Origin of the sequence: Novibacillus thermophilus, assembly GCF_002005165.1 — a bacterium.
GTDB classification, from domain to species: domain Bacteria; phylum Bacillota; class Bacilli; order Thermoactinomycetales; family Novibacillaceae; genus Novibacillus; species Novibacillus thermophilus.
In genome coordinates, this window is sequence record NZ_CP019699.1 from 2,620,229 (window position 1) to 2,637,207 (window position 16,979).

Genomic DNA, 16,979 nt, shown 5'->3' on the forward strand with positions numbered 1-16,979 from the left:
GGAATATTTTGTGCGCGCCTTTTCAACAATAAGATTGGAACCGACCGTCTCAGCTTCCCGCTCCCAGTTATAATAAGCGTTCCGACTGGTCTTCACACAGACAGGTTCGACTAAAAATACTTCTAACAAGCCAAGAGAGCTCACGGATGAACGGCCGGGAGCTCTCTTGAAGCATCTACCGATATTTTACTGTGCCTTCTTTAATGATAACAGCGCCTCGACGCCAGGGATCCGGTCGGGGTTGTTTATCATTTCTTTTAATGTGAGACCGTTAGGCAACGATTTTTGGATGCGTTTAACACCGTTTCTGCCGAGTTTCGCTTCGTTCCATTTTCCGTAGTTGTGAAGTGCAAAGTTGAGGTCGGCATCGTCCACGATACCGTCGCGATTAATGTCGGCATTCTGAGCCAAGTAATCGCCGTAACGCCCGTCTTCAGCTTTCGCGCCGAGGAACTGTAAAATGACTGCCACGTCGTATATGTCAATGACATCGTCCCCGTCAACATCACCTGCAAGCTGAAGCCCGAAGTCGATCGTCACGTTGTGAACGGGGACTGCGTTCCCTGCTTCGTCAGGCGTTGACGTTTCGATCTCTTTTGCCACCCCGGCGAAGTGCCCGGGATAGACAAATTCGACGTCGTATTTTTTGCCTGGTTTTAACCCCTTAATGGAGAAGGTCCCGTCATCATTCAAATTTGTACTCAAATCCGTTCGGTAACCGTCCAACGGGAGCAGCTCTTCTCCTGTCTCTGCATCCCAAACTCTGATATAGCTCCGTGTATCGCGGTAATCGATGTCATTTCTCAAATCTCCGTTTTTGTCCAAATACGCTTCCAGGTTGACTCTGCCGGAGAGCGTTGTCGGTTCCGTATAAACTTCAACTTCTGCGGTACTGCCCCGCAGCGTTTTTTTGGACAGTGATTGGTCGATGTACTGTGACGTCGTGATCGCAAACGGATAACTTCCTAAATTACGCACATCTTTCGATGCGGTAAAGTAAACGTGAACAATGGGGATGTTCCCTGTTGCTCCGCTTACTGGATGCCCGTAGCCAAAATCTTTCGAAAGCGCGCCTCCCACTTGAATCCAATGGTGTTCGCGCCCGTCTTCATCTGTCCACTTTTCCCCGTCAACGAATGAAGTCGTTACGGTATTAGGAGCTAAGGAACGGAATTCTTCCGTAACCTCAACCCGGTCGTACGTGAACACATCGGAAAGGTAGTCAAGCTTAAATTCGCCCGCCACGAGTTTCTCCACCTGGTGCACGGAGAGCGTCAGCTTCAGTTCGTCCCCGACTGCTACGTCATCTCCGCTGATAGACGTGTCGACATCGTAAACGGCGTCGTACTCCACTTCGTTCACGTTGCCTGCCTTGTCCGACACCTTTAAAACGAGTTTGCTCTCGCCCGGGGGAGTTTGTCTTTTAGGTGAAACTTAAGTTTATCGTCCGGGGCTCCGTCTGTCGTCAGTTCGACCCACCCGCTGGACTGTAATTCTCCTCCAGCATAGATCTTGTACTCCATGCTAAGGAACTCCGCCAAATACGGGTCGTTGAAGAACATCCCTCTTATCATCTCAACTAAAGGCGAAGACAGAAAACCAGTAATGGAGTTGTCTTCAGTTGCGATCCGACCGTCTGCCCCTAGCTGATCCACTTCTATCGAGGTGGCTTCGTTGGCGATGAACGTTTGCAAACCCAGTTTGTGTTCATTGTGAAACGCATCATGTGCGACCAGCTCTAACTTGTACCAGCCCGTTGTGACGGTTTTCACTTCTCCTGTTTCACGTTCAACGTAACGGCCGTCCCACGTGAACGTGTGTTTCTTTCCTTTTTGGAGCTCGTCTCCTTCCATTGTTTTGATGACCCCGGCCAACTGACCCTCGCAACGTCTTGCAAGTAGAGGATGGCGTCTGTCATATCTTCGGTTAATTCGTATTGAATGGTTGTCGTTTCGTTGATCCCGTCACCGTTTAACGAGAGGGACCTTGGGTCAGCGGATATTTCGCGAATGCCTTCGACCAACTGTGCATTGTTGTAAGCAATGTAGGGGATGTGTATACCCGGATGGGTTCCGTCGACAGGAGTCAGTCTGACATACCCTTCGTAAAATCCTTCGTCCACCGCTCTGTTAACTCTTAGATGGGCGGTCAATGATTCACTGCCGCCAGCCGGTACGGTCACTTCTTTCTGGTCGAACGTCATGTGAATACTGTTTACGTCGGAGTTGCCTGGGCTGCCTGACCTCGGCAGAAAGTGGTGAATGTCGTAGCTCACTCTGTACGTGACATCTTGGTCAGACACGTTCTTTAGCAAGACCTGTTGTCCTTTTCCGTCCAGTTCGCGGATCTCGCCAAAGTGGATGGCTCCGGTCAAATGTTCAACGGACTGATGTTTGTCGTCGTCGAGTGAGTCCTTTGTGTACTCAGCCGTATGCGGTACTTGTGCCAATGCCGGTGTGCGAAGGATCTCCAACCCTTGAACGCGCCCTGCTCCGATGTCTAACACGCGGTATGCGCCCTGTTCTTTAGGTGCGATTTGCAAGGCAGTATTCATGAGTGCCGTTTTGACGTCAAAAGGATCGAATTCCGGCCTTGCTTGCTTTATTAAGGCCGCCATCCCGGCAATGTGAGGTGCTGCCATACTCGTTCCGTCGTAGTACGCGTAAGCCTTTTTGTCATTTCCGCCAAAGCTTGGCACCGTTGAACGAATGTGAACACCCGGGGCGACGACGTCTGGTTTGATTTCCATGTTGGTGATTACTGGTCCTCTTGAACTGAAATCGGCCAGTTCGTCTCCGGGGTACGTTTCTGTCAATTCATCCGTTAATTTGAACGTTCGGGGTTTCTTATTCGATCGTTCTGCTAAGGCGGCGGCGAGTTCCCGTCCGTCATCCCCGCGCATATCAAAAGTGGGGATACCGTCCGGTAGCGGCGCAGGACGATTGATGTGCTCATTGTAGCCGTCAGAGTTGAAAATAACGACACCTGCTGCCCCCGCCTCTGCTGCCCTCGCGTTTACCTCTTCAAAGTGTGTGACGCCACGCTTTACCAGCACCAACTTGTTCTTAACATTTACACCGTCAAAATCTTCAGGTCGGCCCAACCCCAAGTAAACAATCTCTTTTCCTTTAAACAACGATTTTAGATTTTGTGGTTTTTCCTGCATCATCCACAGCAGTGAATATTCTTTCGTTCCCGTTGCGGACGCCTGTCCGGTGAAACGGTACGAATGGATCGGAGGGGTTGAAGCGCCTACTGAAATCCCCAGTGCAGCCGTCGCCGGGGCACCTACCGACTTTAGACCGGACATTCCCGTATTTCCGTTCGCGACAACGGTTATCACCCCCGCCAGCATCGCGTTGTTAACCGCTCGACTGGTCGGAGCGTCTGCGTCATTTATATGATTGCCCAGCGACAAATTCACCACATCCACGCCGTCTTCGACAGCACGTTCAATGCCGGCTATGACCCACTCGTCCCATCCTCCTTCCGGACCAAGCACACGGTAGACGTACAGGTCGGATTTCGGAGCAACACCGCGAACCCCACCTTTTTCCGGTTTTCCTCGTCCAGCTATAATGCCCGACACGTGCGTGCCGTGCGTCGTGTTGACCGTTTCATTGCCTTCGTAAGGGTCGTCATCGTTATCGACAAAATCGTAACCGCCTTTATACGCTTTCTTCAGGTCAGGATGATGGTAGTCTATCCCTGTGTCGATGACGCCAATTTTGATACCCTTTCCTTCGAACCCGCGCTTCCAATACTCGTCAGCTCCGATGAAGGCGGTGCTTTCCTCGGTGTACGGCGTGATGACTTTCGACTTTGTAACGGGAATGGCTTCGACTCTGTTATTGGCATGAACGGCGCGAACCCCGGCTACTTTTTTTAACTTCGGTACGTCGTTCGCCCTCATTTCAACAGCCGCTCCGCTGAAAACCGTCTTGTACGTTGTCGTGATATTTGCTGAAACATTTATTTCGGTTAAACCTTTGCGAAATTTTTTCAATGCCTGCTGTACAGAATCTTCCGCTTTGTCGAAACGCTTTTGTCTGAAGAGACGCTGCACGACGACCGGGTCTGTTGTAAATTCTACGATCACCTTGATTGTTTTGTCGGATTTCGTATTGATAGACGGGTCGATCTCAGGTTGTGACAACGAACGGAGGTTGACGTTTACCTCGTCGTCTTTAGCCGTTGCAGCGTTGATCGGGATCAAAGGGATCAAAAGGATCAGCGCAAGTGCGGTTGAGATAAGTTTTTTTCTCTGTTTTTTTATGTGCATCGTTTCTCCTCCTCATCTTGACTGGTGTCTCACGAAGTCAAAAACTGTACAGGCTACTCCCTTCATCACTCCTTCTACTTCTTTGCACCTATTTTCATAGATTTAATTAAACATTTACTATAATTACAAATGTTTATTCGACATATAAGAAATTTTTCCTTTATAAATTTAAAAGTATTGTGATAGATTGAAGGGATTTTTGTGTGAGCACAATATGAGACCCCGGGGAGATAACCTCGGGGCATGTACTGTTAAGGAAGCTGTCGCAGAAAATGGCGATGCCGGGCTGTGGCGGCGTGACGTTTCTCACATCCAAGCAACCTGCCTCGCTAAAACCCGTCATCGTCCTTTTGACGGGGTAGGACATCAGTTTTTCATGCTGATCAAAGACTCGATAACCCGCTTGATGGTTTCCTCATCCAGATCGGAGGACCGGTGAACAAGCCACAGATCATTTGTAACCTTTGTTGGAGCACTCCAAAGCTCATGCAAAGCGCCGGAATAGAGGTCGGATGCAACGAGGTAGTCTGGCAACACACTGACGCCGAGACCTGCTTTCACCATTTCTTTAATCGTTCTTAGATCCGGTACGACGTAGTTGGGGCGAATGCCGAGCCGTGTGTGAAACGTTTTAAACCAGAATCTGCGGATAATCGGCAGATCCATGTCGTAACTTAGCCAACGGAAGCTTTCCAGTACGGAAATGGCCGTTTCTTCTTCGACGATGTTTTCCATTCGCTTCTTGTGAGACCAATCTCCGACAAGCACGAACGATTCGGTGACATATTTCGTATACACCAACCCGCTTGCAGCGATCTGCTGCGTCGCAATGACCAGGTCCAGCTCCCCCTTTCTTAAACGATCAAGTAACGGCCTCGTAAGGCCGAGAATCACCTCCAGATCCAAGTCGGTTCGGTTCCATCTGGGAGCGATCCGCTCGTGAAAGTATTCCGGAGGTGCTCCTAGCCGGACAACGGAGGGATGAGGGGAGTGGATGAAGCTGCCCGTCACTTTCTCCAATCGATCGACTGCTTTTACCACCTGATTGTACAAATCCTTCCCTTTCTCCGTCGGAATCATCTGCCTTGGCCCTCTATGAAACAAGCGTTCCCCGATCTCGGCTTCCAAAGAAGCGAGATGCTGACTTAAAGCGGGCTGAGTCATGGATCGATGGCGGGCGGCCGTAGAGACTGATCCTAGTCGGTAAATGGCGACAAACGAGCGAAACCATTCAAAATCTGCCATAAAAATATTTATACCACCTTTATGAAAAAATTATTTGTATTATACCATGAACGTCAATATAATAGGGACGTAACCACTTAAAATTTCCATATTCATCTAATATGGTGGGGGAGGAATGATCGAAATGGCCAAATCCATTCTTGTCGTGTTAACGAGTCATGAGAGGATGAGCGATCATCATAAAACCGGCATCTGGCTGTCCGAATTTGCCGAGCCTTACGAAGTGTTTAAGGAAGCGGGATTTGACATTACGGTAGCCAGCATAAAAGGCGGAAAGGCACCGATCGATCCGCGAAGCATCAGTGACGACGCCAGAGCCAAGTGGGGGGCGATCATCAGGGTTGCGGAACAAACGATTCCGATTGACAGTGTCACATCGGAAGGTTTCGATGCGATTTTTATGCCGGGAGGACATGGAACGATGTTCGACTTGCCGGATGACGCCAAACTGCAGTCTCTGATCGCCGAATTTGCAGAAACGGATCGTATCGTTGGCGCTGTGTGCCATGGTCCTGCCGCACTGGTGAAAGTAAAATTGTCGAACGGGGACTACTTGGTGAAGGGCAAACAAGTGACCGGTTTTACGAATGAGGAGGAAAGGGCCTCTACATTTGACAAATATATGCCGTTCTTGCTGGAAGACGCCCTTCGTCAGGCCGGCGCCCAATTTATCGGGAAACCGAAATGGACCGAGCACGTCGTTGCAGACGGTAAACTGGTAACGGGTCAAAACCCCCAATCCAGCGAAAGCATTGCCCGCACAATTAAAGCAATGCTACAAAACTGAAGTTTGCAAGATCGGAGCCGTTAGCGATAACGGCTTTTTTCTTTGTATGGGCGGTTTCTCCTCTGTCTGCATGCCAAAACCGTCAGAAAACCAGTTCCCTTCTTGCCTCGAAGCACATCAGTAAGTTTTTCAGACGGAAAACGGAGACGTTGTCAAATGTTACGTTCGCCTGATTTTTACCGCAAATGCATCTGATATCTGCATTCACCGCCCAGGCGTTTTTGATTAAAATAGTAATATATGGAAGTTGAGAACATCGCATTTTTGAACAATCCTCTCTGTTTTTTTGTGTTCTGCTCTTAAGGGATCAAGTAAAATTACATTAATGTAAGTACTATGACTGCAAAGGGAGTGGTAACTTTCAGTTGACTGTAGGCTTATGGAAGGGGGAGTGGCAATTGCTCCAAAAAATGAAAGCGCTGTACTGTAATCTGAGAATTAAGCACAAAATGTTTTTATTAATTTCCTTCGTGTTACTCGTATTCAGTACCGGTGCTCTCGCACTTCTCCAATACGCCTTCAACGTTTACAACGCTGAAATTTATCGGCAATCGGCCCAATCGCTCAGTGTGTCCTCCAGCTCCATCGAAAATGAACTGAGGAAAATGGAAAGACTGTCCTATCGCATTGCCACCGACCAGTATGTGCAATCGTACTTGTTGCGTTTAAGGGACAGTGAAACCAAATACGAACGCTACAGTGTCGGGATGGACCTGCGGAGACGGCTGTTAGAGATCGGCGCATTGGATAAATACGTCCGGTCGATCCAAGTGTACGATGTACATGACAAGGAATATGCCACAGGTAATAAAGTGGTCACGCTATCGCGCGACCGCTGGCAGCAGATAAAGGAAGCATCGGCCGCTGAACAGGGAGGTGTAAAGTGGATTTTCCCCGATGAAACAGACAGCGCATTCGTTGCCGCGAGGAGTGTGCGCTCTTATTTAGATGCATCGTTGGACCACATAGGGACGATCGCGGTGCGCATTGACTTCGAAGCGATTGTGGCCAACTTCTCCAGCACTTTCAACGAGGAAGGGGCCCGGCTCGTGATCTTTGATGAAGGTGAGAGACGGGTTTATCCGGTAGACGAATCACTGTCAGCGGGACATATGCCGCGTATGGGCCATAAAGGGTATGCATTGATCAAGGATGAGGGGAAAAGGTACTTTACGACGTATCATCCCGCCGATCACACGAAGTGGACGTATATGGTCGTAACGCCTTACGACAGCCTGTTTACAGCGATCATGTCTGTCAGGAAAGTCGTGTTAGCCACTTTTGCCACATTGTTTTTGTTAGTCATGTTTGTGGGGATGCGTTTTGCCGGTGGGTTGACAGGTCCTATTGAAAGTTTAAACAGGAAGATGAAGCAGGTTGAGACAGGCGACTTCGAATACAGTGACGAGGAAGACGATGTTCCTTTTTCCGGAGATGAAACCGGCCAAATGCATCACAACTTCAATCACATGATGCAGCGAATTAACCGCTTGATAGAAGAAAATTACAAGAAACAGCTCGTCATTAAAGACGCTGAATACAAAACGTTGCAAGCGCAAGTGAATCCGCATTTTTTGTACAATACGTTGGAATCGATCAACTGGGCAGCAAAGGTCGCAGGTCACGAGAAAATTTCCAGCATGGCGGAATCCCTCGGTTACATTCTGCATTCCTCAATGAGTATGAAAGAATTACTGATTCCATTACAGCAAGAGTTAAAGATTGTGGAGAACTATATTACGATTCAAAAGTATCGCTTTGAGGACCGGCTCCTTTTTTACAACCAGGTTCCCGACAGCATGCTTCATTACCAAGTGCCCAAATTCAGCTTACAGCCGTTGGTCGAGAATGCGATCCGCCACGGTTTGGAACGGATGGTCGGCACGTGTACGATCGCCATTTTCGCCAAAATAGAAAATGAACGGCTTGTCATGACGGTGAAGGATAACGGCCCCGGGATAGAGCAACCGCTGTTACGCCAGTTAACAGCGGGACAATACAAGTCAAAAGGGACCGGAATCGGACTGAACAACATTCACGAACGGATTCAAATCGTGTTCGGTGAGCCGTACGGGATCGAAGTTGTGAGTGAGAAATATAAAGGTACGGAAGTACGCGTTGTATTACCTTGTGAGGGGGGAAAGTCGCGCGATGTACAAGGTTTTACTCGTAGACGATGAGAGGACGATCGTCGAGGGAATCTCTCAAATCGTCGACTGGGAGAATCAAGGTGTCACCTTAGCCGGTACGGCAGGAAACGGATTGGAAGCGATGCATTTTATTTCCAAACATCGACCAGATATCGTGATCAGTGACATCCGCATGCCGGGCTTGGACGGAATCGAGCTCATCCGAAAAAGCAGTCGGCTGTTCCCATCGATGAAATGGATTTTTTTATCGGGTTTTAACGAATTCGACTACGCGAGGCAAGTGATGCGCTACGGAGTGAGGCACTACTTGTTAAAACCGTGCAATGAAAAGACGATTACCTCTGCTCTAAGAGAGATTGTACAGGAATTGCGACAACAACAGAGGCAAGGGATGTACGTCAAACGCTTGGAAGCGCAATTAAACAAATTGCAGAGAGACCCTGAAAGAGCGTCTTCCAACAGCCGAGCGTATTCGCCGACTGTCAGGAAGATGATGGTCGCCGTTCAAGAAAATCTGGACAACCCGCACTTATCCTTGCAATGGCTGGCGAGTGAAAAGCTGTACATGAACGCTGACTACCTGGGGAAGCTGTTCAAGAAAGAAGTAGGAGAAAAGTTTTCCACCTATGTTGCAAGGGAAAGAGTAGAAGCAGCCATTAAAATGATGGCACAGGAAGACGACCTTAAAGTGTTCGAACTGGCGGAAAGGGTGGGATACGGGCATAATCCCCAGTACTTCAGCCGAATGTTCAAAAATATCGCCGGGTGCAGTCCTTCAGAGCTGATGAAATCACCTGAATAAAGCCTCTCTTTTTTGAACAATCGCCCCTGTTTTTTCGATTCCGGTATCTCGGCGCAACGATAAAATAAAATTGTAAGCGTTATGAATTAAAAAGGGAGGTAAAGATCATGGTGAAAACGTTGCGGCTACCACTGATGATCGCGCTTTGTATACTCTTGGTTACAGCCTGCAGCAGTAGCTCGGAAGACGCCTCCGGAGACGGGAGAAATGGTGACGGCGGGAGCAGTAAAGGAGAAGATGAACAAATCACGCTCCGAATGACGTGGTGGGGGGACCAGCCAAGACACGATTACACGCTTGAGGTCATTGAGTTGTACCAAGAACAAAATCCGGGGGTGAAAATTGAAGCAGAATACGCCAGTTGGGATGATTACTGGCAAAAGTTGGCTCCACAAGCGGCGGCCAATGAGTTACCGGACATTATTCAAATGGATCTTTCGTACATCTCCCAGTATGCGCAAAACAATCAACTGGCAGATTTGTCACCCTACGTCGGTGAACAGATTGATGTGTCGAACATGGCCGACACGATTGTATCCGCGGGTGAAATAGACGGTGGTTTGTACGGATTTAACACCGGCGTCAATGCAGTAGGTTTCAACTATGATCCGGCGGCACTGGAGAAGATTGGCATAGATTCTCTGCCAGAAGACTGGACTTGGGATGACTACATTGAAATTTCTGACAAGGCAGCAGACGCCGGTATTTACTTTGATTCAGGCATGCAGCCGGACGTGTTTTTTAACTATTACCTCCGCACACACGGTCAAAGGTTGTATGCGGAGGACGGCAGCGGTTTAGGTTACGATGACGATCAGTTGTTTGTCGATTTCTTCTCCATGTTGGTGGATCGAGTAGAAAAAAAGGCCACACCAACACCTGATTTTTTGGCCCAGCTGAGTGGCGTTGAAGACGATCCCGTCGTGAAACAGGAGGGAGTCGGGATCTGGCAATGGTCAAACCAGTTTGTCGGCTTACAACAAGTGGCTGACAGACCGATGGCTATCCATCCGATGCCGGGCCCGAATGTTGCAGAAGGTCTGTTTTTGAAGCCGAGCATGTATTTTTCAGTGTCGGAAAATTCGGAGCATAAAGAGGCTGCGGCTGAGTTTATCAATTTCTTCGTTAACGATGTTGAAGCGAACAAGTTGATCCTCGGCGATCGCGGTGTCCCCGGTTCTTCTGTCGTAAAAGAAGCGCTAAAAGAAGAGTTGTCGGAAGCGCAAGTGGAAGTGTTCGAGTACATCGAGTGGGCGGAACAAAACAGTTCGCCTATGGGCGCGCCAGACCCCGCTCAAGCGGGTGAAATCATTGAGTTGCTCGATAGTTTGTCGGAGCAAATGATGTACGGTGAGATCAGTCCGCAAGATGCGGCTAAAGATTTTCGCAATCAAGCAGAAAGCATACTGTCGCAAAATTAAGTCTTATGACATGTATGCCACTTAGTGGCGTGTACCTTTCGATAGCTGATCAGTTGGATCAGCTATCGGCCTTTAATGGATGAATACGCATGTAGAGTGGCGAGGAGATGAATGGATGAGTACGCGCGTAAGGAATCACCTGTGGGGGTATTTCTTTATTGGGCCATTTATTATCGGTTTTTTGGCGTTCACCATGGTGCCGATCTTGACGTCGTTGTATCTCTCTTTTACAGAATACAATCTATTTTCGGCTCCGCGCTGGATTGGACTGAACAATTACATCAAGATGTTTACGGATGACCCGCGGTATATACAGTCTCTCAAGGTGACCTTCATTTATGTGTTTGGCGGTGTACCTTTACGTCTCGCCTTCGCCTTGTTGGTCGCCATGCTGCTCAATACGTCCTCAAAGGTTGTCGGATTTTACCGAACGGTGTACTACTTACCGTCGCTCATTGGTGGCAGCGTAGCGGTGGCGATTATGTGGCGCAACATTTTCGGGGACGACGGCATCATCAACCTTGCCCTTGAGCTAGTGGGCCTTGATGCCGTCCGCTGGTTTGGCGATCCGACAGCCGCACTTTGGATGCTCATCTCTTTATCGGTTTGGCAGTTTGGGTCCTCAATGTTGATTTTCCTCGCGGGTTTAAAGTCCATTCCGCAAAGTTATTACGAGGCGGCAAGCGTGGACGGAGCGAACTTTGTGCAAAAGTTTGTAAAAATCACCTTGCCAATGTTAAGCCCCGTCATTTTATTTAACCTGATTATGCAAACGATTGCCGCTTTTATGACTTTTGTACCGGCTTACATCATTTCCAAGGGGACAGGTGGGCCATTGGACGGGACGCTCCTCTACTCCCTCTACTTATTCAAACAGGGGATTGAACACTTTAACATGGGCTACGCATCGGCGATGGCGTGGGTGATGTTAATCATCATTGCCATTCTCACCTCTATCATCTTTGCCACATCGCGATTCTGGATTCACTACGAGTCGGAAGGGGGAAGGTGAGTCGTGCGTTCTGTCAAGGTGAAATGGGGGTTATACCACCTTCTCGTCGGCGGATTTGCCATTTTGTTGCTCTATCCGGTCATCTGGCTTTTGATGAGCTCATTTAAAGAGAGTGAAGCGATTTTTGTTACTGCCGATTCGTTACTGCCTGATCCGTTTATCTTCGATAACTACGTGCAAGGCTGGAAAGGTTTCGGCGGTCATTCATTCGGTGTGTTTATCAAAAATACCGTCGTGTTTGTCGGGTTGACGATGGTCGGTCATTTGGTTTCGTCATCGTTCATCGCTTACGGTTTTGCCCGGCTGAAGTTTTTCGGACGAAACTTTTGGTTTGCTGTCATGTTGGTCACGTTAATGCTGCCGTACGAGGTTGTCATGGTGCCGCAGTATATCATTTTTGCCAAACTCGACTGGTTAAACTCATTGAAACCGCTCGTCGTGCCGGCTTACTTCGGCCATCCGTTTTTCATCTTCCTCCTCGTGCAGTTTATTCGCACGATCCCGCGGGAACTCGACGAAGCGGCGACGATTGATGGTTGCGGCACTTTTAAAATATACTACAAAATTATTTTGCCTTTAATCACTCCCGCGCTGGCGACGACGGCTATTTTCTCCTTCTATTGGACGTGGGACAACTTACTCGGTCCGGTACTCTACTTAAACAGTCCGGAAAAGTACACCGTGTCGATGGCCTTGAACATGTTCTTAAGCAATGAAACCGTTTCTAACTGGGGGGCGATGTTCGCGATGTCCATCGTTTCCTTGATCCCGGTGTTCGTCGTCTTCTTTATCTTCCAGCGGTATGTGGTGGAAGGGATCAGCATGACGGGCTTGAAAGGGTAAACTGGATGTGTACCAGAAAAACCCATAAATCAAAGCAACGCCTGGACGATGAATTGGCGAAGAAACTGGCGGAGAGCGGTGTCGACATTCACGTGAATGGATGTTCGTCTCCCTTGACAGGGTGAAGGGAGCCTCCGCTCCCTCCACGTCCTGCGACTTAACCCCTTGCTTACGGCAGGGGGTGGTTTGTAGTTTGCACCCTTAGCCGTTTGTGAAAGTAAAAACGGATGAAATGTGGTATAACAATAACTAACAGATCGCGATCGCCGTATGTAAGGAGCAAATGATACGGCATAAAGAAAGTGAGCTCGGACTCATCGGGTTCAACATGAGCCCCTCGTTCGTGGGAGCCGGTCATTCGGTCAGGGATACTCCGTTTAGTTTACGGGGCCCAACATGCTGACAGGCCTAACGCGTTTTTACCTGCTAATTTCTTCATTAAAAAAGGGTTGATACACTTTGGTCTGGCGTACAATGTATCAACTCTTACTTCTTTTCAGCACTCTGAACTGACTACAAAATGGGGAGAGGTCTGAGACAGATGTCATTTTTTCTGAAGCTCGATCCTGTCTGGCAAGCTTTTTTGGCAACCTTGTTTACTTGGGGCATGACGGCATTGGGAGCCGCCCTTGTATTTCTAACCAAGCGTGCCAATCAAAAGTTTTTAGACAGTATGCTCGGTTTTGCAGGCGGTGTGATGATAGCTGCGAGCTTTTGGTCCCTCATCGCGCCTGCTTTGGAAATGGCTGAGAGCGGAAGCGTCCCGGAATGGGTGCCGGCAGCCGTCGGGTTTTTGCTCGGAGGATTGTTTTTATCGTTGATTAATAAATTGATTCCCCATCTCCATCCCAATTTGCCAATGAGAAAAGCAGAAGGGATGCATTCAGAAAGAAAACGGAGAAGTACGTTGCTCGTCCTTGCCGTGACGCTCCACAATATTCCAGAAGGTTTGGCTGTCGGAGTGTCGTTTGGAGCCGCAGCCACCGAATTGTCTTCAGCAGGGGTTACTGGGGCATTGGCCCTTGCGATCGGAATCGGAATCCAGAATTTTCCGGAAGGTACTGCCGTCTCTATGCCCCTTAGAAGAGATGGCATGTCGAGGCTAAAAAGTTTTGGTTACGGACAATTGTCTGGAATGGTCGAACCGATCGCCGCCGTGATTGGGGCGGCCGCTGTCGTGACCATTGAACCGTTGCTTCCTTACGCTTTAAGTTTTGCTGCAGGTGCGATGATATTCGTCGTGGCAGAGGAGGTCATTCCTGCCTCTCAGGAAGAAGGAAACAAAGACTTGGCATCGATGGCATTAATGGTGGGATTTACCGTGATGATGATTCTCGATGTCGCACTGGGTTAGTTGAAAAATATGAGGAAGAAGTTGGAAAAGTAAAACTGGTTTACTTGAATCGGACGCAGGAAAAAGATGTGCGCGTGTCACGTAAAATTGGGCTCCCGCATAAGGTGTTAAGGAATTGGCAAACAAAAGCGGGAGGATGAGCGGATGCAATATTACTACGGGACTCAGATGCCTTTACGCGTATTGGACGAATGTGAATTTTGGAAACTTCAAGAATCCGAGCACACTGTCGTCATTCGGGAAGCTGTCCAAAATCTGGAGCAGGAGTATGTCGACAAATTAAAAAAGTGGGAAAAGGACTTAACACGCACACATCAGCGGGTGATGAGGTTTATGGAAACTGCCGTCCGCTCCGACGGGACCTTCTTGCATTCGTTATATCGAGACCTCATGCAATTGGTTTCCTACTGTTTAGATGAGAGCCAACAGTTTATTCATTTCCTTCATCAGCTGAAACAAAAGAGTGAACCGATTAACACAAACTTTGTAGCACTTACGATTATGGATCACATCGTTCGAGAATCTGAGTATTTTATTGGCATTGCCCAAACCATTTTGTATCAAAGCAAAGGATAGTTTTTTTTGAGGGCCATCTCCATTTTTGTTGGAAGGTCCCTTTTTTGATTTTTTCTTCTACTTCTGGATGAGAATCAATGTTTTCCCTTAGACTTCGCGGCTTCAACAGTATATGAAGGTGTAAGTGAACACGTCTACAGGCTTTTTGAAATTCAACAACATGGTGTGCGCTTCTGAACAGGATATGGTGAAAGTTGAGAAGTTGCGACTGGAACACGGGCTGTGACAAGAAATTCGGTTACAACATAACGTTCACTTGAAATCAAACTGTGAGCTGAAAAGCCGTGTCCTGTGAAGCGTTCAGCCTTTTTGGCCTCCCGTTTCTTCGGGAGGCCAATTTGGTGACGGCGGATAGTAAATCACACTGTTGTACAAATGATGTCCGGTAAATTGCGCTCAAATCGCATACAGTCGGAGTAGGAGGGATGCTACACTAAAGGCAGAGGATGATGCGTATGCAACTTGACGACCGGAGTAATCTCATACTCGAAGATATATTAAACCAACCGACTCTCAACAGCAGGGACCTCATTCAAAAGTACAACATTACACGCAGACAACTCGGGTACAGCCTCAAAAAAATTAATGACTGGCTCACATACCAAAATCTTCCGCCGATTGAGCGGACCAGGCAGGGGAACTTTCTCATCGACGAGTCCAGTTTCCCCTTACCGGTTAAACCGGAAGGGATGCACATCCTTTCGGAAGACCAAAGAGTGTATTTGATTATCTTGATGTTGTTGAGTCAGGACGACATTTCTCTGTTTCACCTTACGAGTGCACTAGATGTGAGTAAAAATACCGCACTCAAGGATTTGAAGCGTGCGCAGGCATATGTTTCCGATTACGACGTCTCCATTCGGTATTCGAGGCGTCTCGGGTATGTGATGGAGGGGGATGAATTCCGGATACGGAAATTACTGATCCGTATCACGTACAAAGTGCTTAAGATGCACAACGGAGAAAGATGGTTGCGCCAAATGGCATGCATACGAGAAAGCGAATTAGCGGAATTAAAAAAGCGAATCGGCAAAGTAGAAAAGAAGTTAAATTTACAGTTTACAGACGAAAAAATTGAAATGATGCCTTATACGTTGATGTTAGTGTTAAGGCGGGTTAAAAAAAGACATCGAGTCAGGCCTTTTTCCATTCAGTACGAGGAACTGTCTGACACCAAAGAGTACCAGGCGACAGAAGAAATATTGTACGACTTTAGGGACATACCGGTGGAAGAACGGCTGTTTATCACATTGCATCTCCTCACAGCGAGCGTCTACTGGTCAGAGCATTTGACAGAAGAAGAGATTCCGAATTTAAAGCAGGCTCTTGACGAGATGCTGCAATTGTTTGAAAAGAGGGCGTGTGTTGTGTTGCAAGATAAAGAGCAGTTGTTGAATAAACTGCTCCTCCACGTCAAGCCAGCGTATTACCGGATTAAATACCATCTGAGCGAAATGAACGAACATCACGATTCGGTGAGCAAAGAATTCATGGCGTTGCACCACTTGGTGAAACAGTCGATAAACCCTTTGAAAAATTTAATTGGTATGGAAATACCAGAAAGTGAAACGTCCTATTTCACCATGCTGATTGGCGGATGGTTGACGAGACAGGGAGAGAGTCTCCAGGAAAAGGTGAAAGCGATCGTCGTTTGTCCGAGCGGCGTTTCCGTGTCGCGGTTCATGTTCAGTGAGTTGCAGGAGTTGTTTCCAGAGTTTGTGTTTCTAGATTCGTTGTCCGTCAGGGAGTTTGAACATTACACACTCGATTACGACCTCGTATTCTCGCCCATTTATTTAGAGACGGACAAGAAGTTGTTTATCGTCGACACTGTTCTCAAACGTGAAGAAAAAAACCGGCTGCGGCGTCAAGTGATGTTGGAACTGCACGGATACATTCCTCTCGATATTCAAGTGGAAGATTTGATCGGCATTGTCAAGAGGCATGCAAGTATTCAGAATGAACCAGCCCTTTCCAGGGAATTAAATCGTTACATTCATCGCCATTTTTCCCCGAGCGACCACATTCGGCAGGACGACTCGTCCAACGCGAATTTGTCCGATTTTATCACACCGGATAACATCACGTTTAAACATTCAGTGTCGTCGTGGGAAGAAGCGATTCGCCTCGCCGCCGAACCTTTAATTGACAGCGGAAAAATTGAACCAAAGTACGTGGAAGCGATGGTCAAGCATTGCGATCAGGACCCGTATATTGTGATCAACCCGAAAGTTGCCATACCCCATGCATCCCCTGATGAAGGAGTCCATGAAGTGTCCATGAGCCTTTTAAAATTGGACCGAGGTGTTCACTTTGCCGGACAGTACTGTATTCACGTTTTAGTTGTCATTGCGGCTGTCGACAAACACAGACATCTCAAAGCCCTCATGCAGTTGATGAAACTGGCAGGATCTGAAGAAGATGTACGTCACATCTTGCAAGCGGCTTCGGCCGAGGAAATCCGCTCCATATTAAAAAAGTACGCGACAGAATAAGGTGGCAAGAGG

13 protein-coding genes are annotated in these 16,979 nt (G+C 48.0%); 9 read left to right on the top strand and 4 right to left on the bottom strand.

The genetic code is table 11. From position 1 onward, the window contains the following. Positions 1-186: 186 nt before the first annotated feature. From B0W44_RS12665 to B0W44_RS12680, 4 genes are all read right to left on the bottom strand, one after another. Positions 187-1,383, bottom strand: coding sequence for a dockerin type I domain-containing protein (locus tag B0W44_RS12665; protein WP_169835564.1), 1,197 nt, complete (start codon positions 1,381-1,383; stop codon positions 187-189). Positions 1,384-1,385: 2 nt separating this feature from the next. Then, positions 1,386-1,772: a hypothetical protein gene (locus B0W44_RS12670; RefSeq protein ID WP_077720351.1), complete on the bottom strand. Its 387-nt coding sequence runs from the start codon at positions 1,770-1,772 to the stop codon at positions 1,386-1,388. Continuing rightward, the gene (locus tag B0W44_RS18990; RefSeq protein WP_077720352.1) at positions 1,769-4,282 is read right to left on the bottom strand and encodes a S8 family serine peptidase; all 2,514 of its coding nucleotides are present in this window, start codon (positions 4,280-4,282) and stop codon (positions 1,769-1,771) included. The genes B0W44_RS12670 and B0W44_RS18990 overlap by 4 nt, the downstream gene beginning before the upstream one ends. A gap of 366 nt (positions 4,283-4,648) precedes the next feature. Beyond that, entirely contained in the window at positions 4,649-5,527 is an 879-nt protein-coding gene (locus B0W44_RS12680; protein WP_077720353.1) for a LysR family transcriptional regulator, read from the bottom strand. 124 nt (positions 5,528-5,651) lie between these two features. On the opposite strand from B0W44_RS12680, the gene B0W44_RS12685 reads away from it, so the two are divergent. The 9 genes from B0W44_RS12685 (at position 5,652) to B0W44_RS12725 (ending at position 16,967) form a co-directional block, all read left to right on the top strand. Further along, complete coding sequence (locus B0W44_RS12685; RefSeq protein WP_077721386.1) at positions 5,652-6,314, top strand: type 1 glutamine amidotransferase domain-containing protein; 663 nt, start codon at positions 5,652-5,654, stop codon at positions 6,312-6,314. A gap of 398 nt (positions 6,315-6,712) precedes the next feature. After that, positions 6,713-8,494, top strand: coding sequence for a cache domain-containing sensor histidine kinase (locus B0W44_RS12690; RefSeq protein ID WP_077720354.1), 1,782 nt, complete (start codon positions 6,713-6,715; stop codon positions 8,492-8,494). Further along, entirely contained in the window at positions 8,466-9,266 is an 801-nt protein-coding gene (locus B0W44_RS12695) for a response regulator transcription factor (RefSeq protein WP_077720355.1), read from the top strand. The genes B0W44_RS12690 and B0W44_RS12695 overlap by 29 nt, the downstream gene beginning before the upstream one ends. Before the next feature lie 107 nt (positions 9,267-9,373). Then, positions 9,374-10,687, top strand: a complete 1,314-nt coding sequence (locus tag B0W44_RS12700; protein ID WP_077720356.1) for an ABC transporter substrate-binding protein — start codon at positions 9,374-9,376, stop codon at positions 10,685-10,687. A 115-nt stretch (positions 10,688-10,802) separates the two neighbouring features. After that, complete coding sequence (locus tag B0W44_RS12705; protein WP_077720357.1) at positions 10,803-11,699, top strand: carbohydrate ABC transporter permease; 897 nt, start codon at positions 10,803-10,805, stop codon at positions 11,697-11,699. 3 nt (positions 11,700-11,702) lie between these two features. Then, on the top strand, positions 11,703-12,542 hold the full coding sequence (locus B0W44_RS12710) for a carbohydrate ABC transporter permease (protein ID WP_077720358.1): 840 nt from the start codon (positions 11,703-11,705) through the stop codon (positions 12,540-12,542). 541 nt (positions 12,543-13,083) lie between these two features. Then, positions 13,084-13,896 carry a ZIP family metal transporter gene (locus B0W44_RS12715; RefSeq protein ID WP_077720359.1) on the top strand — a complete coding sequence of 271 codons (813 nt, stop codon included), beginning with the start codon at positions 13,084-13,086 and terminating at the stop codon, positions 13,894-13,896. Between the two features lie 144 nt (positions 13,897-14,040). Next, positions 14,041-14,472, top strand: a complete 432-nt coding sequence (locus B0W44_RS12720) for a DUF2935 domain-containing protein (protein ID WP_077720360.1) — start codon at positions 14,041-14,043, stop codon at positions 14,470-14,472. A 455-nt stretch (positions 14,473-14,927) separates the two neighbouring features. Continuing rightward, complete coding sequence (locus B0W44_RS12725; protein WP_077720361.1) at positions 14,928-16,967, top strand: BglG family transcription antiterminator; 2,040 nt, start codon at positions 14,928-14,930, stop codon at positions 16,965-16,967. Positions 16,968-16,979: the final 12 nt, after the last annotated feature.

What these genes read in the sequence shown, in the direction of transcription:
- B0W44_RS18990 (WP_077720352.1), bottom strand. Translation starts at nt 4,282, where the DNA reads ATGCACATAAAAAAACAGAGAAAAAAACTTATCTCAACCGCACTTGCG.
- B0W44_RS12680 (WP_077720353.1), bottom strand. Translation starts at nt 5,527, where the DNA reads ATGGCAGATTTTGAATGGTTTCGCTCGTTTGTCGCCATTTACCGACTA.
- B0W44_RS12685 (WP_077721386.1), top strand. Translation starts at nt 5,652, where the DNA reads ATGGCCAAATCCATTCTTGTCGTGTTAACGAGTCATGAGAGGATGAGC.
- B0W44_RS12695 (WP_077720355.1), top strand. Translation starts at nt 8,466, where the DNA reads ATGTACAAGGTTTTACTCGTAGACGATGAGAGGACGATCGTCGAGGGA.
- B0W44_RS12700 (WP_077720356.1), top strand. Translation starts at nt 9,374, where the DNA reads ATGGTGAAAACGTTGCGGCTACCACTGATGATCGCGCTTTGTATACTC.
- B0W44_RS12705 (WP_077720357.1), top strand. Translation starts at nt 10,803, where the DNA reads ATGAGTACGCGCGTAAGGAATCACCTGTGGGGGTATTTCTTTATTGGG.
- B0W44_RS12715 (WP_077720359.1), top strand. Translation starts at nt 13,084, where the DNA reads ATGTCATTTTTTCTGAAGCTCGATCCTGTCTGGCAAGCTTTTTTGGCA.
- B0W44_RS12720 (WP_077720360.1), top strand. Translation starts at nt 14,041, where the DNA reads ATGCAATATTACTACGGGACTCAGATGCCTTTACGCGTATTGGACGAA.
- B0W44_RS12725 (WP_077720361.1), top strand. Translation starts at nt 14,928, where the DNA reads ATGCAACTTGACGACCGGAGTAATCTCATACTCGAAGATATATTAAAC.